This window comes from Halalkalicoccus sp. NIPERK01, from assembly GCF_030287405.1.
In the GTDB taxonomy this organism is placed as follows: Archaea; Halobacteriota; Halobacteria; order Halobacteriales; family Halalkalicoccaceae; genus Halalkalicoccus.
The window spans coordinates 139,369-159,605 of record NZ_JASVVV010000006.1; the positions used below are offsets into that span (position 1 = coordinate 139,369).

The 20,237-nt window shown below is 58.8% G+C and carries 21 protein-coding genes and 1 pseudogene; 13 read left to right on the forward strand and 9 right to left on the reverse strand.

Annotated elements, in window-relative coordinates:
- Positions 1-44: 44 nt before the first annotated feature.
- Positions 45-1,181, reverse strand: coding sequence for an alanine racemase (locus QRT08_RS18925; RefSeq protein ID WP_286046912.1), 1,137 nt, complete (start codon positions 1,179-1,181; stop codon positions 45-47).
- A 180-nt stretch (positions 1,182-1,361) separates the two neighbouring features.
- Here QRT08_RS18925 and QRT08_RS15690 point away from each other — a divergent pair, with 180 nt between their 5' ends.
- Positions 1,362-2,882, forward strand: coding sequence for a sodium:solute symporter family protein (locus QRT08_RS15690; protein ID WP_286046913.1), 1,521 nt, complete (start codon positions 1,362-1,364; stop codon positions 2,880-2,882).
- Between the two features lie 10 nt (positions 2,883-2,892).
- Here QRT08_RS15690 and QRT08_RS15695 read toward each other — a convergent pair whose 3' ends face one another.
- Positions 2,893-3,711, reverse strand: a complete 819-nt coding sequence (locus tag QRT08_RS15695; RefSeq protein ID WP_286046914.1) for a creatininase family protein — start codon at positions 3,709-3,711, stop codon at positions 2,893-2,895.
- A 101-nt stretch (positions 3,712-3,812) separates the two neighbouring features.
- Here QRT08_RS15695 and QRT08_RS15700 point away from each other — a divergent pair, with 101 nt between their 5' ends.
- Complete coding sequence (locus QRT08_RS15700) at positions 3,813-5,090, forward strand: amidohydrolase (protein WP_286046915.1); 1,278 nt, start codon at positions 3,813-3,815, stop codon at positions 5,088-5,090.
- Positions 5,091-5,256: 166 nt separating this feature from the next.
- Here the strand turns inward: QRT08_RS15700 and gvpJ are convergent, their stop codons facing one another.
- A complete protein-coding gene (gene gvpJ, locus QRT08_RS15705) occupies positions 5,257-5,478 on the reverse strand; it encodes a gas vesicle protein GvpJ (protein ID WP_286046916.1) in 222 nt (73 codons plus the stop codon).
- 173 nt (positions 5,479-5,651) lie between these two features.
- Here gvpJ and QRT08_RS15710 point away from each other — a divergent pair, with 173 nt between their 5' ends.
- The 4 genes and pseudogenes from QRT08_RS15710 (at position 5,652) to QRT08_RS15725 (ending at position 7,819) form a co-directional block, all read left to right on the forward strand.
- Positions 5,652-5,885: a hypothetical protein gene (locus QRT08_RS15710; protein ID WP_286046917.1), complete on the forward strand. Its 234-nt coding sequence runs from the start codon at positions 5,652-5,654 to the stop codon at positions 5,883-5,885.
- Between the two features lie 202 nt (positions 5,886-6,087).
- Entirely contained in the window at positions 6,088-6,369 is a 282-nt protein-coding gene (locus QRT08_RS15715; protein WP_286046918.1) for a twin-arginine translocation signal domain-containing protein, read from the forward strand.
- 433 nt (positions 6,370-6,802) lie between these two features.
- Positions 6,803-7,528 (forward strand): annotated as a pseudogene (locus QRT08_RS15720) (Cdc6/Cdc18 family protein); the annotation flags it as partial.
- Positions 7,529-7,573: 45 nt separating this feature from the next.
- Positions 7,574-7,819 carry a hypothetical protein gene (locus tag QRT08_RS15725; protein ID WP_286046920.1) on the forward strand — a complete coding sequence of 82 codons (246 nt, stop codon included), beginning with the start codon at positions 7,574-7,576 and terminating at the stop codon, positions 7,817-7,819.
- Positions 7,820-8,323: 504 nt separating this feature from the next.
- Here the strand turns inward: QRT08_RS15725 and QRT08_RS15730 are convergent.
- The 3 genes from QRT08_RS15730 to QRT08_RS15740 are packed head-to-tail and all read right to left on the reverse strand — an operon-like array spanning position 8,324 to position 9,463.
- Positions 8,324-8,944, reverse strand: a complete 621-nt coding sequence (locus QRT08_RS15730) for a hypothetical protein (protein ID WP_286046921.1) — start codon at positions 8,942-8,944, stop codon at positions 8,324-8,326.
- Entirely contained in the window at positions 8,931-9,263 is a 333-nt protein-coding gene (locus QRT08_RS15735) for a DUF8112 family protein (RefSeq protein ID WP_286046922.1), read from the reverse strand. Before QRT08_RS15735 ends, QRT08_RS15730 begins: the two co-directional genes overlap by 14 nt.
- On the reverse strand, positions 9,257-9,463 hold the full coding sequence (locus tag QRT08_RS15740) for a DUF8118 domain-containing protein (RefSeq protein WP_286046923.1): 207 nt from the start codon (positions 9,461-9,463) through the stop codon (positions 9,257-9,259). Before QRT08_RS15740 ends, QRT08_RS15735 begins: the two co-directional genes overlap by 7 nt.
- A gap of 569 nt (positions 9,464-10,032) precedes the next feature.
- Between QRT08_RS15740 and QRT08_RS15745 the strand changes: the two genes are divergently transcribed.
- The 3 genes from QRT08_RS15745 (at position 10,033) to QRT08_RS15755 (ending at position 11,365) form a co-directional block, all read left to right on the forward strand.
- A complete protein-coding gene (locus QRT08_RS15745; protein WP_483299972.1) occupies positions 10,033-10,266 on the forward strand; it encodes a hypothetical protein in 234 nt (77 codons plus the stop codon).
- A gap of 180 nt (positions 10,267-10,446) precedes the next feature.
- Complete coding sequence (locus QRT08_RS15750) at positions 10,447-10,878, forward strand: hypothetical protein (RefSeq protein ID WP_286046925.1); 432 nt, start codon at positions 10,447-10,449, stop codon at positions 10,876-10,878.
- On the forward strand, positions 10,829-11,365 hold the full coding sequence (locus QRT08_RS15755) for a hypothetical protein (RefSeq protein ID WP_286046926.1): 537 nt from the start codon (positions 10,829-10,831) through the stop codon (positions 11,363-11,365). Before QRT08_RS15750 ends, QRT08_RS15755 begins: the two co-directional genes overlap by 50 nt.
- Positions 11,366-11,687: 322 nt before the next feature.
- On the opposite strand, the gene QRT08_RS15760 is transcribed toward QRT08_RS15755, so the two are convergent.
- On the reverse strand, positions 11,688-12,674 hold the full coding sequence (locus tag QRT08_RS15760; RefSeq protein WP_286046927.1) for an SDR family NAD(P)-dependent oxidoreductase: 987 nt from the start codon (positions 12,672-12,674) through the stop codon (positions 11,688-11,690).
- Between the two features lie 228 nt (positions 12,675-12,902).
- Here QRT08_RS15760 and QRT08_RS15765 point away from each other — a divergent pair, with 228 nt between their 5' ends.
- Together QRT08_RS15765 and QRT08_RS15770 are read left to right on the forward strand one after the other, a co-directional pair.
- Positions 12,903-14,348, forward strand: coding sequence for a sugar transferase (locus QRT08_RS15765; protein WP_286046928.1), 1,446 nt, complete (start codon positions 12,903-12,905; stop codon positions 14,346-14,348).
- 41 nt (positions 14,349-14,389) lie between these two features.
- Positions 14,390-15,493, forward strand: coding sequence for a glycosyltransferase family 4 protein (locus QRT08_RS15770; RefSeq protein ID WP_286046929.1), 1,104 nt, complete (start codon positions 14,390-14,392; stop codon positions 15,491-15,493).
- Between the two features lie 272 nt (positions 15,494-15,765).
- On the opposite strand, the gene QRT08_RS15775 is transcribed toward QRT08_RS15770, so the two are convergent.
- Positions 15,766-16,176: a helix-turn-helix domain-containing protein gene (locus QRT08_RS15775; protein WP_286046930.1), complete on the reverse strand. Its 411-nt coding sequence runs from the start codon at positions 16,174-16,176 to the stop codon at positions 15,766-15,768.
- Between the two features lie 121 nt (positions 16,177-16,297).
- Here QRT08_RS15775 and QRT08_RS15780 point away from each other — a divergent pair, with 121 nt between their 5' ends.
- The gene (locus tag QRT08_RS15780; RefSeq protein WP_286046931.1) at positions 16,298-16,870 is read left to right on the forward strand and encodes a DUF8170 family protein; all 573 of its coding nucleotides are present in this window, start codon (positions 16,298-16,300) and stop codon (positions 16,868-16,870) included.
- A gap of 234 nt (positions 16,871-17,104) precedes the next feature.
- Here the strand turns inward: QRT08_RS15780 and QRT08_RS15785 are convergent, their stop codons facing one another.
- Positions 17,105-18,547, reverse strand: a complete 1,443-nt coding sequence (locus QRT08_RS15785) for a sulfatase family protein (RefSeq protein ID WP_286046932.1) — start codon at positions 18,545-18,547, stop codon at positions 17,105-17,107.
- A 177-nt stretch (positions 18,548-18,724) separates the two neighbouring features.
- Here QRT08_RS15785 and QRT08_RS15790 point away from each other — a divergent pair, with 177 nt between their 5' ends.
- Complete coding sequence (locus tag QRT08_RS15790) at positions 18,725-20,197, forward strand: sulfatase-like hydrolase/transferase (RefSeq protein ID WP_286046933.1); 1,473 nt, start codon at positions 18,725-18,727, stop codon at positions 20,195-20,197.
- Positions 20,198-20,237: the final 40 nt, after the last annotated feature.

Sequence of the window (20,237 nt, forward strand, 5' to 3'; positions counted from 1 at the left end):
GCCGTCCTGTCGACCGCTTCTGCCAGATCGGGAGTGGTTGTGTATCATTTCACTTTGCCACGGGCTTGAACGTTCCAAACGGCAGTAACGCGTCCCTCGCGGACACCGACGATCGTATCGTAGAGGTTGACCGTCGTACAGACGTGCGGGACGACGAGCGAGACGCGATCCCCGACCGTGAGCGGTTCGTCTCTATCGCTCGTATCGAGCCAGCCGTGTTCTTCGGACGAAGCGACGTACGTGACCCCATCTCGGTCTTTTACGACCGGCTGCTGGGGTTTATCCATGCCGAGGCTCTTGCTCCCTGCGTCGATCACGGCACGGCCGGAATCGGGAACCGAAATGACGGTCGAAAGCACCGTTGCGGCACAATCCCCGAATGACACCTCCCAGGGCCGGAGTTCGAGTTCGCCGACGTCCATGAACGGATACATCCCGGGATTGATCTCGGTTACGACCGGATGTGTCCCACTGTATAACGAGGTCGCGGTACCACCGACTTTGACCTCGGGAACGTCGATATCGTGCGCTTCGAGAGCGGCGACGATGGCTGCCGTGTCGTCCATCGCTTGCTCACAGAGTCGTTCGAAATCAGCCGCCGATTCGGCCTCGTGTTTGATATGCGCCTCGTACGCGAGGAGACCTCGAAACGAGAGGTTCGGCTGATCACTGATGTACGCGGCGAGTTCGATCGCCTGTTCGCGAGTCGGAACACCGGTCCGGCCCAGTCCGATGTCGATTTCCATGATCACATCGATGGTCGTACCGTAGTCCGCCGCGGCGGATTGAAGAGGGTCGACGTTCCCACGCCCATCGACCGTCGTAGCAAACGACGACAGCTCATCTGCGAGATACAGGAGTCGGTTCAGTTTGCGTTCGCCAACGACCATATACGAGAGATAGATATCGTCGATTCCACCGCTCGCCATCACCTCCGCCTCACTGAGGGTTTGACAGCAGATACCGCCGTTCGTCCGGTCGTGCTGCTTGTGCGCGAGTGCCGGCGTTTTGTGTGTTTTCACGTGTGATCGGAGGCGAACGCCGTGCTCCTCGGCGAAGGTAGCGTACCACTCGATGTTGCGATCCATTGCATCGAGATCAACGACTAACGCCGGGGTTTCGATCGCCTCGATCGGGGTTCCGAGCGTCGGTTGCGTATCGGTTGCGGTAGGTGTAGGCACGTTCCTACGTTTTCACGACCGAGTTATATTCCCATCGGAAACGATAACAGTACGCACACCAGAGCTCGTCCGATACCAAACAACGAGTATATTCAGAGGATTTCAAAATACCGATAAAATAACGCCGAATATAACGATCGGAAGGTATATCTCGGATTGTTTCGCATGGTTCGGCGTGACATGGTTCAAGTAATTTTAGTTGGCATCGTAATGATATATATCGTTGCGATGCTCGGTATCGGGTATTTCTTCCACAAAAAAGACATGAACAGCCTACAGGACTATTTTCTCGCCGGAAAAGGCGCAGGCTGGTATCTCGTCGCGATGTCGTTTTTCGCGACGGCGATCGGAGCGGGGGGGACCATCGGACTGACCGCATCCACCTTTAGCGAACAGAGTATTACCGCCTTTTGGAGCTACGGGATCTCTCTCGGAAGCGCGTTCGTCGTCGCTGTGTTGCTCGGTCATAAGCTCCCGAAAACGAAGAACATCACGATTCCCTCAATGCTCGAAGACCGGTACGACGAGAAGACACGGGTGGTCGCCATTCCGTTCTATCTGCTCCGATTTATCAGTACACTCGGGGCACAGTGGTTAGCGGCGGGGACGATCATCAGTTTCCTGTTCGCTGATCTGCTCACCGTTACACAAGCCGCAGTTATCGGTGCGATTATCATCACGACGTACACGGCAATGGGCGGGATGTCGGCCGTGATGTGGACCGACTTCATCCAAGGCGTGATCCTGTTTATCGGCCTCTGGATACTCACCGTCTTCGGGATCACCCAGTTCGGTGGGTGGTCGACGATGACGACGGAGGTGACGGCCGTTGCACCGGACGCGTTCAATCTCTTCTCGATGGAATGGACGCTCATCGCCGGATACATCGTCACGCTCGTTCCAACGCTCCTCGTTCGGCAGGGCTATCTCCAGCGGATCATGTCCGCGCGGAGTGGTCGTGACGGATTCATCGGAACAGTGCTAAACGGCGTTATCGGGTTCGCGTTCATCCCGATTCCACTCCTCATCGGTGTGATGGGTCTCGTCATGTATTCCGATATCGCCGATCCACAGCTCATCATGCCACAGATGGCCCTCGATATACTGCCGACGTGGCTCGCCGGGATCCTCCTCGCTGCCTTGGCGGCGGCAGTGATGAGTAGCGGTGACAGTTTCCTGCTATCGGGCTCCTCGAACATCGTCGACGACATCTACCTTCGATACATGAACCCGGAAGCAACGAACGAGCAACAACAACTGATCTCTCGAATTGCCGTGATCGGACTCATGGTGTTTTCGCTCGCTCTTGCTCTGGTAGTTCCGGGGATCATCGACCTCATCGTGTTCGGCGCTGTCGCTCTGAGTGGCGGTGTGCTCGTTCCCTGGCTCGCCGTGTTCTACTGGCCTCGCGGAACGGCGGACGCCGCTTTCTGGAGTCTCGCCATCGGTGCCGGAACGACCGTTATCTGGTGGTGGGCCGGTTATTTCGCGGATACCGCCGAGTACATGGGCCTCCATCCGGTCTTCGTCGGGTTGCCACTCTCCATTATCCTCTTTTTCGCCATCTCGTTCGTGCAGGAACCGGAGTACGAAGAGGCGTTGGAAACGGCCCGCAAACACAACCTCGAATCCTTGGAGAAGCGCACACTGAAAGCGATGGACGATCACCAAAAGAAGACGAGGACAGTTTCGGACGACTGAAGGGCGTTCGTCACTTCCGAGTGCTATTCTGGGTATGGATCTCGGATAAGAGATCGCTGAGCTCGGTTTCTATGTGCACGAACAGTCGCTTTCCTTTCTCGGCCGTGGCGAGTTCAGGCGCACCAATAGCTCCGGAGTGGCTGTACTCGTCGAAGGTCCTGTAAACCGAGAGCGGTCCATCCGCAAAGAGGTCCTGGCGACCGAGGTCATACGGCTCGTCGCGTTGCGTTCCCTCTAGCTGCGTCTCGTCAACGAGTTCCGGATAGAGATGCATCATGAGTGATGTCTCGAACTCGCCCCCGTGGGAAATACCCCCTGGGTCACTCTCACGAACCTCATCGATTACTGCGCGAGCGAGATGAAAGTACGACAACCCGAGGACTTCGCGGTCGGGATGTTCGTGTCCGGCGTCGCTGACAGCACTAGAGATGACCGGCATGTTTCCACCATGGCCGTTCAGAAAGAGTAACGCGTCGAAACCGTTTTCGAGCGCCCTCCCGGCGACGTCCGAGAGGACCTCGAGAAGCGTCGCTGTTTCTAACGAGATGGTCGCACCGAACGGGAGATGATGTGGGGAGCATCCCGACCAGATCGGCGGTGTGACGAGAACCGGAAGCGATTCGTGGACGTCTTCGGCCGCAGCATGAGCGACCGCGGTAGCCAGAAGTGTATCCGTTGCGACCGGGAGGTGGTAGCCATGCTGTTCGAGACTCCCGACGGGGACGATCAGTACCGAGCCGTCGTTTTCGGCGATATCGACGATTTCGGGATACGGCTTCGCCAGCCACGCAACGGGGGAAGCGAGATGCGAGTGAGAGCGGTGAATCATCGATCCAGGAGTCGATCCCACGGGAAACAAAGATATCGATACCCGGGTGTCCGAACACTCCCCTGAGAACGTTTATTAGTACAGGCTCAGCACTCGGGCGTATGGCTACGATCAGTGACCTTTCGCTGTCGGACTTGCGCCGAGAGCTTCACAAATATCCCGAAGCAGGGTGGAAGGAATTTCGGACGACAGCGTACGTCGCAGAGGAACTCGAAGAACGGGGATATACCGTCCATCTCGGAGAGGATGCGATCGACAGTACTGAGCGTCTCGGCGTGCCGGATCACGCCGAGATCGAGGGGGCTCGCACGCGCGCTCGCGACGAGGGAGCACCCGAGGCATATCTTGAGCGAATGGGGCATATTACGGGACTCGTTGCGGAGAAGACGTTCGGCGATGGACGCGGACCGGTCGTCGGGCTCCGAGTCGATATGGACGCGCTCGAGATGACCGAAGCGACCGGCTCGGACCACCGGCCTGCTAACGAGGGGTTCGCGAGCCGGCATCCGAACGAAATGCACGCCTGTGGCCATGACGGGCATACGAGTATCGGCGTGGGTGTCGCCCGTGCACTTGCCATCGATGGGGGATTCGATGGGACACTAAAGATATTCTTCCAGCCGGCAGAGGAAGGCGGACGTGGCGGCCTCCCGATGAGCAAAACGAAGCATCTCGACGACATCGAGTACTTCATCGCACTGCATCTGGGCTTGGACAACGAAACCGGGAAAATCATCGCGGGCTACGAACGTCCACTCTCGAACGCGAAGATCGACGTCGACTTTCGTGGTGAACCGGCGCACGCTGGAAAAGCGCCAAACGAGGGGCACAACGCGCTTCAGTCCGCGGCGACTGCGATTCAAAACCTCTACGCGATCCCTCGACACGAGGAGGGGGCCACGCGCATCAACGTCGGCCAAGTTCACTCACCGAACGCACAGAACGTGATCTCCGACCACGCTCGAATGCGAGTCGAAGTGCGTGGGGAGACCGCGGATTTGAATGAATACATGCTCGAGTCGGCTGATCGTGTTTTGGAGCACGCCGCAGGGATGTACGATACCGAATACAGCACGACACTCTACGGTAAGACGACGACGTTCGAAGCCGACGATGGACTCGTATCGGTAGTTGCTGACGCAGCACAGTCGGTCGAATCCGTAACGACGATCGTTGACCGAGAGGACATCGGAGCGAGTGAAGACGCATCGTATCTGATCAAACGCGTCCAGGAAAATGGGGGGGAGGCGACCTATATCGGGGTCGGTGCCAGTAATCCATCGGGACACCATACGTCGCGGTTCGACATCGACGAGGAAGCGCTCCAGATCGGCGTCGATGTCGTAGTCGAAACGGTTAGAAATCTGCCCTCGAACTAACTGGTCTCCACGTTTCACGACGGTCCTAGTACAAAGCAGTATGACAGCGACGAAAATACGGAGACGGGGTTGACTGCCTGAAGACCCGTTCGACCGGCCGAGGTTCCGGGTTCAAGAGTCGTAACATCGGGGCGAATGCCGCGGAATCGCTTTCAACGGCACTGATCTAGAGGTTACCGTAGGGTTCTGTCGTGGCTGCCATCGTTGAGATCGTCCTCGCGTAGGAGAGGAACGTCTCGATGGATCCGATCACGAGACGGGCTTCGACCGTGATGATCTCGAGCCCCAGTAGGGAGACACGATCCCGGAGATCAACGATAATTCCCTTATCGAGAATTCGGTCGAGCAGTTCCGCGAGGCTTGATCCGGTTGGCCGAGTCGAACTCATGGTCGCATCGTGAAGAGGTACCGTATCTGTAGCCCCTTAGCGTTTAGCGGATAGTTGCAGACATGAATCTGAAGCGTACGAATCACAACTGAACTCCGTCTCTGGGTGGATGTCCCGAATAGCAAGTCCCAATAGACTATAGTTACAGCGATACCCTTGTAGGGTGAAACAGGATGGCTCGCCTCCTCAACGATCTCCTAACGGTCGTACTCGTGGTGGCTATCGGTGCTGCAGCGTTAGCCGTCTACTACTATCCGGAGCTGTTCTTCTCGGCGTCGGATACCTCGACGATGTCGATCAAGGGAGTGGACACGGAGTACTGGCGGGATAACGTTCGGCTCGGGCTCATGGTCTGTGCTACCATCGCAGCCTACATCATGTCGAACTCGTTACGGGCGGGAGAATAGTTAGGAGTCACAGAAGAGAAAGAGACTGTATCACCGATCATTCCTAGTTCAGAATGTGACATAGGTCAACTAACTGACCCAGAATTCTCATCTCAGCCCTTCTTCGATACACATCGGTTTTTCGAATGCTGAAAACTCCGCGATGACGTTTAGATCTTAGAGGATAGTACTTAGTAGTGATACACCTATATCGTGACGTACTGTGTCATCAACCATAAACAGACGAACAGTTCTTAAGAATGCTGGTACAGGTGGCCTCCTTGCGACAGGCGGACTCGGCCTCATACTCATGACGGATAGGGCTACCGCAAGCGGCGAGATCACCGCTGACACGGCTTACGGGGAGGCGGCAGCATCGGACGACGGGACGATCGAGCGCATCTATATCGATCCTACGGGCGAGCTCTGGTGGGAGGACTTCGACGATCCGATCAGCCAGATCGGTGTCAGTGTCGAGTCACGCCTCTCTGAAGAGGCGACATAGGAGGAGAAGCTACCCGAAACGGTCGTCACCATTGAATCGCCGCGACAACCGGTATCTATTCCTCGCTCAGTAATGACCACGTATTGGACCTCTATACGGGCGCAGACACGGAACCGTTTCACGCCCAGGACGGGTCCTCGGCCTTGATTCGATCATTGAACAGTACGAGATCGACGGACGACCGCTGGTCGACCGCTACCCGTGGACGCGGTATGTCCTTGGGAGAGTCAGCGCCATCGACGAAGAGGTAGACATAGCGACGGGAGAGTGGCGCGGTGTTCGCCGGAGGAAAGTGGCATAGACAGCAGATCTTCGCTAGTGGTAGTGCTCACGTACCGATCCGGTCGGTTCCGGCGACGATCGATCGGAAGCGGTTTCGGCTTCGAGTATATACTCGTAATTCGTCTGGAAACTCGGTCAGTGAACCGCACCTATGTCACGCTACGATGATCTCTTCGACGATGTGGCCGCGGATGACTCGGTGTTCGCCGACAAGAGCGTACTCAATCCCCTGTCGGAGCCGGATGAGATTATCCCCCGAACCGACCAAGAGCGGGCGTTAGCGACGATCCTCACCGGCGTTACAGAGGGGTATCTCCCGACGACGGTGTCGATCTACGGGCCGCCAGGTACTGGGAAGACGACCACCACGAGACGGCTCTGTCAGGAGTTCGCCGCTCGACACTCCAAGTTCGGCGTCGAGTATGTCAACCTAAAGGAGTGTCGGTCGATCTTCAGTGTCGCCAATGAGATCCTGCTGGCGCTCGGCGGAGAGAAGCGCGGCTCACATGTGGGGGTCGATGGCGTGTTCGAGGCGATCTGGGATCGTCTCGAGGCGTACCCCGAGTGGACGGTGTTGATCCTCGACGAGATCGATCACATCCGCCACGACGCGAACTACGATCCCAGCGACTTCTTCTATCGACTCTTACGCGGGGAGGGCAAACTCGCGCGGGATCTCAACCTCTCGGTGTTTTTGATTAGCAACGAGCTGTTGACAGTCGACCTACGACTGGACAGTCGGGTCGAGAGCGCGATGGGCGGCGAGGAGGTGTTCTTCCCGCCCTACAACGAAACCGAACTGCGGGCAATCGTCGGGGCGCGAATCGACCGGGCGTTCATCGAGGGGGCGATGAGTGCGGACGCGATCGATCGTGGTCGACGCTGATCCCGACGCGGATCGCCAGTCGAGGGAGGCCGACGAATGACCTCGAAACGGGATCTCGAGAAACGCCTCGAACGGCTCGAAGCCCAGCGGGAGATGAAACGGACGGCGACGGAGAGATTCGACGGGGAGATCGGCGAGGCGGTCGTTGACGCGATCATCGAGTTCTCGTCCCTTCGACTCAGTGGGGCGTCCAACGCAGTAGTAGCTGACGCCGCTGCGTCGCTTCCAGCTGACGTCCAAGCGGTGTTCGAGGCGATCGACGAGGGAGCGGCGTCTCCGTAGTCGCTGGTTACAGCGTGGTGTGATTACGGATCGGAATCGCCCTCATCGCCATCGTTATCAGTAGCGGTGTGAAGACAGGGTGTTGTCTCCTCGGGTCCAGCGGTACGTTCCGGCCCGATACGTAGAGGCCACCGACTACGGGGATCGAGTGGTATCGGGAATGAAATTCTCGAGGAGACAGATCGGACGGATGAGACAGGGGACACTGAAGCGCTTGATTGGTTGATAGAACAGCGGTATAAAGGGCTAGTCGACACTTGGGAGCGTGCTATCGCACAGACGCCCTAACAGGAGTGGTGTCCGTTATGGCGGATTAAGAGGCGTCACTGGGTCGCGTTCATTGAAAGTAGCGAGAACGTGGCCGCAACCGCCTCGTATCGTCCATGCGAAGCGATACGAGGCGATGGATCCACCGCTCATCGACCGTTTAGTACAGACGGCAAGACAAGCGAGGGAGAGCCCTAGAACAAGGGCGGTGGGACGACGGGCTGAAACAGGGGCATCTCAGCGCACCTCGGTCGCGTCGTCGCTACTTTCGGCGACAGCGTTCTCCGTGCTTGCTTTCTCACCGGTGTCGGCGTCGTAGAGCTCCCAGAGGGCGTCGGGGATCGCCTCAGCGGTGGCGACGAGGCGCTTGTTCGCACCCTCTTTCGTGCCGCTGCCTGCCTGGAGTTCGAAGGCACCCCACTGGGTGGCGAGTGCGCGAAAGGCGTCACCCACGGTCTTGTGGGTGAACTCGACGCCCAGCGCGTGACCCATCGTGATCACCGTCGGAACGTCGACGGCTCCACCCTCGCCGATCGGGTTTGTATTTTGAGAGATCTGACGAAGCACCTCGTCGCGTGCGAGACGTTTGGCGCGTTCCTTCTTGGTGCCCGTACGCTGGTTGCGCTGGGCGCGCAGCTGGGCTTGCAGGTGATGGACCTCGGTCTCGAGCGTCTCGATGCGCTCGACGATCGCGTCGACCTTCGCGATCGGATCCGTGTCCGTCGAGGTGTCGTTCAACCCGTGGAGGAGTCGGCGGATGGCGGCCATCTCGAGTGAGTCCTGTCTGAGCATCTCGCGTTCCAGTCGCTCGAGACGGGTCTCGACTGTTTCTTCGGTGGGCTCCTCAGAGCGTGGCATGACCCTCCTCCGGGGCGCTCTTGGTGATCCGTTCGATACCCAGCAGTGTGAGGGCGGTCTGTTGGGTCGCGGCGTCCATCGTTACGCCGAGGTGGCCCGCAGCCAGCAGTTCGGTCGCGCCGAGCGTCGGGTCGGTGATGGTCGACTGGCAGTCCCGACAATAGAGACGGGGAATGGACCACTTCTCGTCGCCGGCGTACCGGACTGCGTAGGCGCTGACGGGGTCGCCCTCTCCAAGGGTACTCTTGCAGTAGCTACAGCGGGTTTCGAGGATCGGAATGCCAGTGAGGAGCTGGTCGGCGGGCGCGGTGATCAGCATTCGTGGACCTCGCAGTCAGCGGTGTGGAACGTGGGTCGGTAGAGGTCCTCTTCGCGGATGGACTCGCGGTTACAGGACGTACAGCGCCAGTAGGTGGTCGCGTTCGAGATCGACGGTAGTTCCCAATGCGGTCCCGTGACGTGCTGTTCGAGAGTTGGTGAGCCGATACTGTTTTCTGCGATTGGGTGGCTAGTGTTCATTGCTTCTCCTTCCATGAGAAGCACGGTCCGGTGTACTAGCACCGGGCCAGATCGATTCTGTGCTAGAACCGTGCTTCCGATTAACTAGACGATCACCGGTCTATTATATCTTGTGCAATACGCCCATCTTATAAGACAACATTGAAGGCCAATTCTTATTGCGCATAGACAACAACTATACTATATGCAACGACACGCAGAGACAATGGATGCCGACGATCTTACTAAGACAGATCAGGCTATCTTAGACGTGCTGAAACGAGGCCAAGGGGGTGATGAACCATGGGGACTCTGTACGAAGGGCTACTTAGTGGACGAAACGGGGTTCTCACGCAATAGTATATATAACCGGCTAGAACTTTTGGAGGCACACGGACATATTGAATTGGTACACGGTCCAACTCGTTTATTTGCGTTTGTAGATGATCCCCGAGACGCTTGATCAGATAGTAATGGCAATCGATTACCTGAACATCGATCCCTCGCCAGTCGCATACTGTTCGGCAACGTCCGTGTCTAATTCGACGCTGAGACCGGGTTTTTCGGGCACCTCGATATAGTCGTCCCCGATGAGCGGTTCGGAGCGCACCAGAAGGTCGCCTCACCACTTTGACGTCAAGCGTGCGTTTCGCGACGGAACTATGCCCGACGCCACGTTTGAGTATGGCGTCCGGAAGGCAGCCTACAACTGGGGCGACGCGCGGCAGGCGCTCTCGTTGGTTCGCCACGCGGGTGAACTGGCCAACGAACGTGGGCTCGATGAGGTCACCCGGCTGTGTCTCAACGATCCTGTGGAGGGATAGTTAAAAGAACAGCCTCGGTCGCCGATCGAGCGACCGGACCGAATCCATTTACAATGATATTTTCTAAACGGACGAGCTTTTTCGAACAGATAGTTTTCCTGAATATACTGTAAAAATAGATATTATTAACGATAGATAATGTTATATCTGTGTGAGTATTAAGGCTGTTGGAGCAAAACCATGCCAGCAGACAGAGAACAGGTCGAAAAGACCCTCTCCGAGGTTCTTGAAGTGATTACCTCCCGAGAGTACATCGATCAGATGAACAAAGTCCGGGAGGCACCCGTCGACGAACGCCTCGCCGCAGGGGCGAAATACCTAACACCGGAGGCGTTGCGCGAGGCAGGCGTCGACGTTCCGGAGGGATTTCGGATCAGTAGTCGCTACTTCGACGAGGAGCTGGGACGCGAACTCGAATTCGGGCAACCGTACGAACAGCCCAACGTGATCACTCGGCTGTCGGATATTGAACCCGACTTCCTGGATCGGATCCGGATCAAGGATCCGGCGCTGTTCGATGAGATGATCGAACTCCCCGAGCAGCCAAGTCCCATGGCTGCCTGTGGCTGTGGCGGAGCCTTCTCCGTCTGTGGTGGGGCCGGATGGGACTGAGGTGAACCCCATGCACGTAGAACCTACCGACCACCGCACCGAACAGAACGCATCCCTCACCAGAGACGACCTTCGAGCGAAGATGTGGGAGTACTACATGGAGCTCGTCGATTTCTTCTTTACCGAGGAGTTTCAGGCTGTGTACGAGGAGATGAACGAACTCCCTGAGACGGAGCGACCACAGTACGTAAAGGAAGTCCTCCTGAACGACGACGTCCTGAAAGAACGGGGCGTCGACGTTCCAGCAGGAATCTTGATCCAGCGGTCGTCGTTCGGTGATCGCCGCCCGACGCTGTTCTGCCTCAAGAAGTATCTCCCGAAAGCGTATCAAGACGCCTTCGTGTGGCAGAACGTGAACCTGACGTTCGACAACGACCACGATACGTGGCCGATCGCGGACGGAGAGAGCGCGTGGAACAAGCCGATCAACGTCGACCTCCAGGACCGAATCCACTCCGGAGAGTTCTCGGTGGAAACGTCCTCGTAAGAAAGGAGGGATTCGGTAAACGCGCTCGCAGAGACGACGAGCCGGTATGGGTTTCCCACCCGTTTCCGTCGCCCTGCCGTCGGGGAGCGCACTTTCGTGTACAGTCTCGCCGTAACAGCTCAGCAGTCGGGCCGTCAGTGATTTCCTCGACATGACCTCGCCAAACTCGGCGGTGGTCGACGCAGGAACGTGACGGGTAGGTGCCCGATGACCTAGTCGGGAACCACTTAATATAGTGGACGTTCGACGGACACCGGCTACGAAACGAGAGGGAGGCGAGTCCTTCGGCTATCGTACAGTTGGAATCACCATTAGAATCGATCTACGACTTCCGGACGAGCGGATCGTACCACTCCTCGTTGGCGCAGTACCAGTCGATGAACTGCGAGACGCCCTCGCGGATCGTCGTCGTCGGCTCGTAGCCCAGCAGGTCGTTGGCCTTCGAGATGTCGGCGTGGGTGTGCTCGGCGTCGGCGTCGTTTCGCTCGCCGTACTCGAGTTCGAGTTCGGGCGCGAGCTGATCACGCACGACCTCGGCCAGGGTCTTGATCTCGATGTTGTCCGTGCTTCCCACATTCATGATCTCGCCGTCGGCGACGTCGGTCTCCAACAGTTGCTCGTTCGCCCAGAGGATGTCGTCAGCGTAGGTGAAGTCCCTCGTCTGGGTGCCGTCGCCGTAGATGACCGGTGGCTCACCGTGGAGACACCGGGAGACGAAGTTCGAGATGGCCATGTTCGGCCGCATACGTGGACCGTAGACGGTGAAATACCGTAAGGACACGGTGGGAAGCCCGTAGACCTCATTGTAGACACGCGCGTACTGTTCGGTCGCGAGCTTCGAGACGCCGTAGGGGCTGACCGGCGTCGTGGGATGCTCCTCGTCGTAGGGGAGGTACTCGGGTTTTCCATAAACTGACGAGGAACTCGCGACGACCACCCGTTCGGTATCGCTGTTGCGCGCGGCCTCCAGTAGGTTGATCGTCCCGTCGACGTTGATCGCGTTGACCTTCTTCGGCTGCTCGACGCTCGTGCGCACGCCCGCCTGGGCGGCCTGGTGGTAGACGTACTCGGCCTCGCCGACGAGGTCGTCGACGACGTCGGCGTCGCGCAGGTCGGCGTCGACGAGGTCGTAGCTCCCCTCGCCCTCCGCAGCGAGTTCGCGACAACGCTCGACGGTGTGTTCCTTGATCCCGAGGTTGTAGTACGGCTCGAAGTTGTCGAGGACGACGACGTCGTGGCCTCGTTCGACGAATCGCTGGGCGATGTGGCCGCCGATGAAGCCGGCCCCGCCCGTGACGAGAATGCTCATATCTCCCTCGGCGTGACGTGATTTCAAAAAGCTGTCGAGATAGAGCTATAGGATTTACTAGTCAGGTAGTTGAAAACACTCGTGATCGGCTTCGTTGAACCGTCTTCCATCCCGTTGATAAGTTTCAACCAGTTGTCTGAACCCGCATCCTATCCTGTCAACGAGTTGGATGAAGTATCCAACTGTCGTACATAATACTTATTACACCGACGATACTTCTTTCAGCTGATGCTCTCGGGGTGGCAATATAGGGTGGTGAGCACTGGGGGGGTGATCGCCGCCACGACGCTCGCGTTGCTGGTCGCGAACCACGCGATCACGCAGGCGTTCGTGACGGGATATCTCCCGCTGGTTCGTCGGCTCGACCCCGTCGTGCTCTCCGGGACGGGGCTGCTCGTCGCGCTCGCGTTGAGCGTCGCGGTCGTCTTCGTCTGTCTGATCCCCCTGTACAAGCCCCGCCCCCGGCGCGCGCTCGATACGATATTCCTCGCCGAAAAACGCGTGCTCACGGCGCTGTTCGCGCTCGCGACGATCGGCTACTTCAACTGGTCGTACCGCCTCCCGCGCGCGACGCTGTTCGTCACGGGAGCGATCCTGTTCCTCGTCCTTCCGGCGTGGTTCCTCGCGATCAGGAACCGGCCGTCGACCCGCGCGGGCCGGGCGCTCGTCGTCGGCGACGACCCCGATAGGATAGAGCAGGCGATGAAGGCGGTCGACATGCCGGTCATCGGCTATCTCGCGCCGCCGATCACCGTCGAGGCTGGCGCGACCGAACCGACGGTGATGGCCGACGGTGGCGTCCTCCAGACGCGGATCGGGAACGTCGAGTGCCTCGGCGGGATCTCCCGGCTCGAGCAGGTGCTGATCAGGTACAACGTCGATACGGTCGTCCTCGCGTTCGAGAACACGGATCGCGGGGAGTTCTTCGGCGTCCTCGAGGTGTGTCACCAGCACGGTGTCGAGGCCAAGGTCCTTCGGGAACACGCCGACAGCGTGTTGCTCTCCGAGGAGACCGCCGGCGACCTGATGACCGTCGACCTCGAACCGTGGGACTGGCAGGACCGCCTTTTCAAACGCGGGTTCGACATCGCCTTCTCGTCGGTCGGGTTGCTCGTCTTCGGGCCCGTGCTCGGCCTGATCGCGCTCGCGATCAGACTCGACAGCCCCGGCCCGGTCTTCTACACGCAGAGTCGCACCGCCGGACTGGGGGGTACCTTCGAGGTTCGGAAGTTCCGGACGATGCTTCCGGATAGCGAAGCAGTAGACCCCGTCGACGACGAGGAGAACGATCGGATCACCCGCGTCGGACGGCTCCTCCGGAAGTCACACCTCGACGAGCTGCCACAGCTCTGGGCGATCTTCACCGGCGAGATGAGCGTCGTCGGCCCGCGTGCGGTGTGGACCGACGAGGAGGAGCTGCTCGAACGGCAGGCCGTCCAGTGGCGAAAACGCTGGTTCGTCAAGCCCGGCCTCACCGGCCTCGCACAGATCAACGAGGTCTCGAGCACGGACCCCGAAGGGAAGTTGCGGTACGACCTCGAGTACATCCGCCGCCAGTCGTTCTGGTTCGACCTGAAGATCGTGCTCCGGCAGGTGTGGCTCGCCGTGACGGACGTCTACGCGCTGGTCCGCGGCCGGGATCCGGACGCCGACACGGGCGACCCGGCGGAATAGAACAACGGCAGATTGATTTCAACTAAGGATCCAACGTCGGTATGCGAATTCTCCGCGTCGCTCAGAAGACCTATCCGGACGTCAAGGGAGGCGGGCCCTACCACGTCCACGCGATAAGCCGGGATCAGGCCGCAATGGGCCACGACGTGGCCGTCCTGACCGTGGATAGCGGTTCCGAGAAACGGCACGTCGAGGAGCGCGCGGGCTACACGCTGATCCGGTATCCGTCGACGGTCGAACTCCTCGGAAACGACATCTCGGCCGGTATCGGACAGCACCTGCTCGACGCCGAGGGGTTCGACGTGTTGCACGCACACTCGCACCTGTACTTCTCGACGAACCTCGCGGCGCTCAAGCGCCGGTTCGGCGACGTCCCACTCGCGATCACGAACCACGGGCTGTACTCACAGAACGCACCCGAGTGGGTCTTCGATTGGTATCTGAAGAGTATCGGACGCTGGACGTTCAACCGGGCCGATACGGTGTTTTGCTACACGGAAGAGGACAGGGATCGGGTACGGGGGTTCGGCGTCGAAAGTTACATCGAGGTGGTGTCGAACGGCGTCGACACCGAGCGGTTCACACCTGCAGGACCGACAAGCGAGCGGATCGATCACGACGGGCCCGTCGTGCTGTTCGTCGGGCGGCTGGTCGAAGGCAAACGACCCGGGGACGCGATCGCGGCCCTCGAACGGGTCCGCGAGGAGTTCCCCGACGCGCGACTGTACCTGTGTGGCGAGGGACCGATGCGTGCGGCGCTCGAAGCACAGGTCGCGGATCGAGGATTGGAGGATGTAGTTCGGTTCCTCGGACAGGTGGAGTACGACGAGATGCCCGCGCTGTACCGGACGGGCGACGTGCTCGTATTGCCGAGTCGGGCCGAGGGGCTTCCACGGACGGTGTTGGAGGCGATGGCGTGCAACGTTCCTGTAGTGTGTTCGGACTTGGAGCAGGTCACTCCCGTGATTGACGGGGCTGGGACGACAGTGACAGTGGGCGACGTCGACGGGTTCGCTCGGGCGATAGATCGCGCGCTCTCGGGCCACTACGGTGATGGCAGAGAGATCGTCGAGGAAAAGTTCACCTGGAGCGACACCGTCGAGCGGACGACGAGGACGCTCGAACGACTGTCTGCAGACGGATAGCCGGCGAACGGATCGAGTGGAATACGTCGTACGCTACGGATAAACGACACGTGTCAACATAGAACATCCGACGGCCGGGTGACTCGTCGGTTCACTGAAACACGTAATCAGTATTCAACGAACGATCCCCCTTCGGCCTCGGAAAACTCGGCGCGCTGCTCTCACCCGAGACGTAGATGAACGGTGATACCGAGGGGGTTCGAACCGATCTGATGTCGTTATCGAAATACGACGGGATCGGTAGAACAGGAGAATAGGCGACCGTGGGTCGGCTACCGTCCGGGACGGGGCGCGTTTTCGTATCGTTCGATCGCATCCGTTTTCTCGACGTGTGCATAGATTTCCCGGAGCGTGTCTTCGGCACGCAGTAGTTTGTGGGCTTCGAGGAACTGGCGTCCCTCCTCGCTCAGACCGTAGAACCGGTAAGGGAGGTCGTTCCGGCGGCGGTCCTCGGACAGGGAGACCACCTCGAGGACGTCGGTGTCGACGAGCCGTTCGAGGTGCTGGCGGATCGTCGTCTGGCTCTTGCTCGGATTCACGTAATCGAGTTCCTTCAGGGTCGGAAGCCCGCTCGGATGGCCCAGTACGTCCTGAATTAACGAAAAGCGCGTCTCCTGTGTCACGACGTTTAGCCGCTCGCGCTCACGGTTCAGATCGGCTGGCGTCCGATCGGGGATGCTCATCACGTAGTACTACACTATACAGCGCACAAAAATGTTTCGCCTGTAGACGAATCGGTAAAATACGATGTGGGTAACGAATCGGTAGCAACATTAAAGAGATGAGGACGGATCGATACGTCCGATGGAAGAGCCACGTCTCGAGGAGATGGTCGAGAAAGCGGAGGGATATCTCCACGACCGCTTGCTCATACCCGAGGAGTACGAGGCGCTCAAACAAGCCGTCGGCGAGCTCTCGGCGATCTTCACCACCGATCGCGCGTACTTCGTTCTGGGGAGCTACGGCCGCCCGGAGATCTACCGGCTACAACTCGTCAAAGACCGTCTCAACCGTCGCGAAAACGCGTATGCGTTTCTGATGGTCGATATCCGTGGCGAGTGGACCAATACCTATCTCAAGTTCCGTCTCCTCGCGGATTACACCGACTACATCGTCGGTATCGCCGAACACAGTCGGGGCGGGTTTCTCGTCGAACAGGGGTACTTTACCGCGCTCGAACGGTATTTCGCCAAAACACACGTGTTCAAACGCGACTATCAGGGATTGGATCCGAACGAGCTCGATACGGACGTCGATCCCGAAAACCCCTATAGCGGGATGCAAACCGCGATCTTTGACCTTCTCGACGGGGCCGGACGGCTCTGTGAGTGGACGACGGAAGACGATCTGATCGAGTGTGTCGACGGGGTTCCGTAACGACAGACAGCACTGGTCTTCGAGATACTGCTCGACGATCAACGAGCGAAACGACAATCGCGAGTCGGGCGGCGTCAACATTCCTTGGGTGTACTCACGACATGGTCGATTCCGAAATATCGAGTCGATCACGGACTATGCGCAGACACACGGCTCCGGACGGAGTGTTGCGCTGATTGCCCGGCTACCGGTCGAAGGCGCTACAACGGATCGGAGACGAGGGGTCGTCCGCTCTTATTGCAAGTAACCGAGATCCTCCAGGCGGTCCTTCGTCGATCGGGACATCGAGACCGACCCGCTCGCATCGGCGTGTTCGAACGAGTCGAGCCAGTCGTCGAGTTCGGTTTCGAGGTCGTTTTCGATCTCCGGGTTCTCGCCGACGACGTCGGTCCGTTCTCCTGGGTCGGTCGCCACGTGATAGAGTTCGCGCGAGCCATCCGATCCGCGGATGAACTTGTACTCGGTGGTGCGAATCGCCCGCAGCGAGCGGTCGTACTCGGAGACCTCCTCGGGGAGATCACCGACGCGTTTTTCCAGCGCCTCCATCGAGGGCTGGGGAGCCATGTACTCCGCGATGGCGTATTCGCGTGGGTCAGTGTCGGCGTCCGGGTGGAACGAGACGCCCTGGAACCCCTCGCGTGCCTCGGGTGCATCGATTCCCGCAGCGTCGAGGAGGGTCGGGGCGAGATCCGTGAGCTGGACCAGCCGATTGCTCTGGCCGCCGCCCGTGAACGCACCGCCGTGGACGATCAGCGGGACGTGCAACAGGGTGTCGTAGAGGCAGTACTGGTGGTCCATCAGCCCGTGATCCCCGATGTTCTCGCCGTGATCGCCCGTGACGACGAAGATCGTGTCCTCCCACTCGCCGGCCGCTTCGAGCGAAGCCTTTAGTTCGCCGATGCGGTGATCGAGGTAGGCAAGCTCGGCGCGATAGAGCCCACGGAGGATCTTGAACTCCCGATCGGTCATCTCGGTCTTACCGGCGATGTATGCCCACGCGTTCTGTGGGACGTCCATCGCCTCGTCGTAGGAGACGCCCGCGGGAAGGAATCGCTCGGCGAACTCCTCGGGCGGGCGGTATTCGAGATGAGGTTCGAGGTAGTTGACGAAGAGGAAGAATGGACGGGAGCCATCGCGCGAATCGAGCCACTCTCCGATCCACTCGTTGGTCGCGCGCGCGCCGTCGTCTTGCTGTCTTCGGAGGAACCGCCCGTAGATCGCGTTCGCGACGTTGGTCAGCGGGTTGCCCTCGGTGAGTTTGCTCGCGACGGCCCGGAGCTTCTCGGTCCCTTCCTTGGTTCGCGCGATCTCGCCGAGGTCGGTGTCGGATTGGACGTACTGCCAGGTCTTGTGGAACGTCTCGAACCCGCGGGCGAAGCCGAACTCCTCGCTGATCCACGTGTTGTTCGAGACGGCGACGGTCTCGTAGCCCTCGTCGGCGAGGACCTCGGCGAGGGTCGTGGGTTCCGTAGAGAGTTTCTTGTGGCCCGCGTGTGCGCCGTGTTTCGAAGAGTGAGTGCCGGTGAACAGCGATGCGTGTGAGGGGAGCGACCACGGAGAGGCGGCAAACGTATTGAGATATCGTCGTTCCTCGGCTAGTGATCCGATACCTGACTCGGAAAGAACATCCGCTCTCGCGGTATCCATGACGATTAATACGATATTTTTATCTGTCATCTTGAGAGTCGTTGTCCGTTCTGATCAGTAGATATCGCATAGTGGTAAAAATACCCTATTGTCGATCTTGCGGGGAATTAACGCCTTAGTCGCTACGGAGGAGATAGAGACTAGAAAAACGAAGATGGATGGGTATCGTAAGTTAACCTTATACGTCCCAGAAGAAGTTGAGAGTATATGACGCAGCCAGATATATTTGTCCTGATCGGGGATTGTTTGCGAGCCTCGAGCGTTGATCAGAGGACGATGCCGTTCTCGATCACTAGTTCCGAAGCTACGTTCGAACGGTGTTACGCGCCGAGCACGTGGACGCTACCCTCCCATGCCTCGCTTTACTCTCGAAAAACCCCAGTCGAACACGATGTAACACGCAGGGGAGAGGGGGTTTCGAAGAACCAAGCAACACTTCCAAAGATCGCACGAGAGGAGGGGTATCGGACAGCACTGTTCAGTGAAAACCCAACGTTCAGCGCCCACTTCGGCTTTCATCACAACATCGATTACGTAGACGACTTCATCAATTCGAAACTGTTCAGTTCGGACTTCGCACTCGAACACGCTGTCGACGAGATAACGGCCGACAACGCGCTCGAAGCGCTTCGAGCACTCGCATCACATCCGAATCGAGCGCGTAACATACCCAACGCGTTGTACGGCCCGATCTCGTATGCGGCCTCGAAATCGAAGACCCGGTATCCGCACCACGGGGATCGAGTGTTCTCCCATCTCGATTCGTACACGGAGAACACTTCGTCCGAACCGGTTCTCTGTGCAGTGAACCTGCTGGATACGCACAACCCCCACAACGCACCGCCGAAGGCGGGCGAGAAGGGGGTCGGCATCTCGGTCTCCTCACGCGAACGAAAGGCGCTGTCGGCGTTGAAGGACAACAAGATCTACCTCTTCAAGGAACCCGATTCACCGCCGACCGACTCACAGGACGTGTATCACTCCTGGGACGACGTGTTTGCACGCAAAAGAGATGTCTACGACGCACAGATTCGCTATCTCGACATCCAGATAGAGCGGTGGATCACCGGTCTGGACGAGGAAGCTGTTCGTGACTCCCTGTTCGTCATCACCGGTGATCATGGACAGCTGTTCGGTGAGGAGGAGATGGTCGGGCATCACACATCCCTGCATCCCGCTGGGGTCCATGTCCCCCTGTTCGTACGGTTTCCCGATTCGTGGGAGGGAGGACGAACGTCCGTTACGGAGCCGGTGAGTTGGCTCGGACTCTCGAAAGCTATCGAACGAACTACGACGGGCGAGATCACGAGTAGCGACGAGTTCGTTCAGTGTGTTCAAACCGAGAGTACGACAGACGGGGCGGTGATCATGACCGCCGACGGACCGACGTGGAACGTCTCGAAGCTTCGCGAGCGGTACGATTCGCCCATGATCGACGAACTCGCCACCCGAAAGGTCGGCGTGATAGACGGCGATCGGCAGATCGTGTACGAATCGAAGTGGGCCGACGAAGAGATCACGCGACGTGACTACGAACTCGTGGATGGGGGCCGCGAGGAGATCGAGGGTGGAAGTACTGTAGACCTCTCTCCCGAGCAGGAACAGTGGTTGGTACGAAAATCGGAAGGTGACGTCGACGCATCGGTGTCTGCCAGACTCGAACAGCTCGGATACCTATGAGCGAAAGCATCTCTACACGGAAGCACTCATCCTCGCAGGA

Excerpts from the sequence above, each read along its gene's own strand:
- QRT08_RS15730 (WP_286046921.1), bottom strand. The coding sequence starts at position 8,944 with ATGCCACGCTCTGAGGAGCCCACCGAAGAAACAGTCGAGACCCGTCTC.
- QRT08_RS15735 (WP_286046922.1), bottom strand. The coding sequence starts at position 9,263 with ATGCTGATCACCGCGCCCGCCGACCAGCTCCTCACTGGCATTCCGATC.
- QRT08_RS15770 (WP_286046929.1), top strand. The coding sequence starts at position 14,390 with ATGCGAATTCTCCGCGTCGCTCAGAAGACCTATCCGGACGTCAAGGGA.
- QRT08_RS15750 (WP_286046925.1), top strand. The coding sequence starts at position 10,447 with ATGCCAGCAGACAGAGAACAGGTCGAAAAGACCCTCTCCGAGGTTCTT.
- QRT08_RS15740 (WP_286046923.1), bottom strand. The coding sequence starts at position 9,463 with ATGAACACTAGCCACCCAATCGCAGAAAACAGTATCGGCTCACCAACT.
- QRT08_RS15710 (WP_286046917.1), top strand. The coding sequence starts at position 5,652 with ATGGCTCGCCTCCTCAACGATCTCCTAACGGTCGTACTCGTGGTGGCT.
- gvpJ (WP_286046916.1), bottom strand. The coding sequence starts at position 5,478 with ATGAGTTCGACTCGGCCAACCGGATCAAGCCTCGCGGAACTGCTCGAC.
- QRT08_RS15780 (WP_286046931.1), top strand. The coding sequence starts at position 16,298 with ATGGAAGAGCCACGTCTCGAGGAGATGGTCGAGAAAGCGGAGGGATAT.
- QRT08_RS15775 (WP_286046930.1), bottom strand. The coding sequence starts at position 16,176 with ATGAGCATCCCCGATCGGACGCCAGCCGATCTGAACCGTGAGCGCGAG.
- QRT08_RS15765 (WP_286046928.1), top strand. The coding sequence starts at position 12,903 with ATGCTCTCGGGGTGGCAATATAGGGTGGTGAGCACTGGGGGGGTGATC.
- QRT08_RS15790 (WP_286046933.1), top strand. The coding sequence starts at position 18,725 with ATGACGCAGCCAGATATATTTGTCCTGATCGGGGATTGTTTGCGAGCC.
- QRT08_RS15785 (WP_286046932.1), bottom strand. The coding sequence starts at position 18,547 with ATGACAGATAAAAATATCGTATTAATCGTCATGGATACCGCGAGAGCG.
- QRT08_RS15695 (WP_286046914.1), bottom strand. The coding sequence starts at position 3,711 with ATGATTCACCGCTCTCACTCGCATCTCGCTTCCCCCGTTGCGTGGCTG.
- QRT08_RS15760 (WP_286046927.1), bottom strand. The coding sequence starts at position 12,674 with ATGAGCATTCTCGTCACGGGCGGGGCCGGCTTCATCGGCGGCCACATC.
- QRT08_RS15690 (WP_286046913.1), top strand. The coding sequence starts at position 1,362 with ATGGTTCAAGTAATTTTAGTTGGCATCGTAATGATATATATCGTTGCG.
- QRT08_RS15700 (WP_286046915.1), top strand. The coding sequence starts at position 3,813 with ATGGCTACGATCAGTGACCTTTCGCTGTCGGACTTGCGCCGAGAGCTT.
- QRT08_RS15745 (WP_483299972.1), top strand. The coding sequence starts at position 10,033 with ATGAGCGGTTCGGAGCGCACCAGAAGGTCGCCTCACCACTTTGACGTC.
- QRT08_RS15725 (WP_286046920.1), top strand. The coding sequence starts at position 7,574 with ATGACCTCGAAACGGGATCTCGAGAAACGCCTCGAACGGCTCGAAGCC.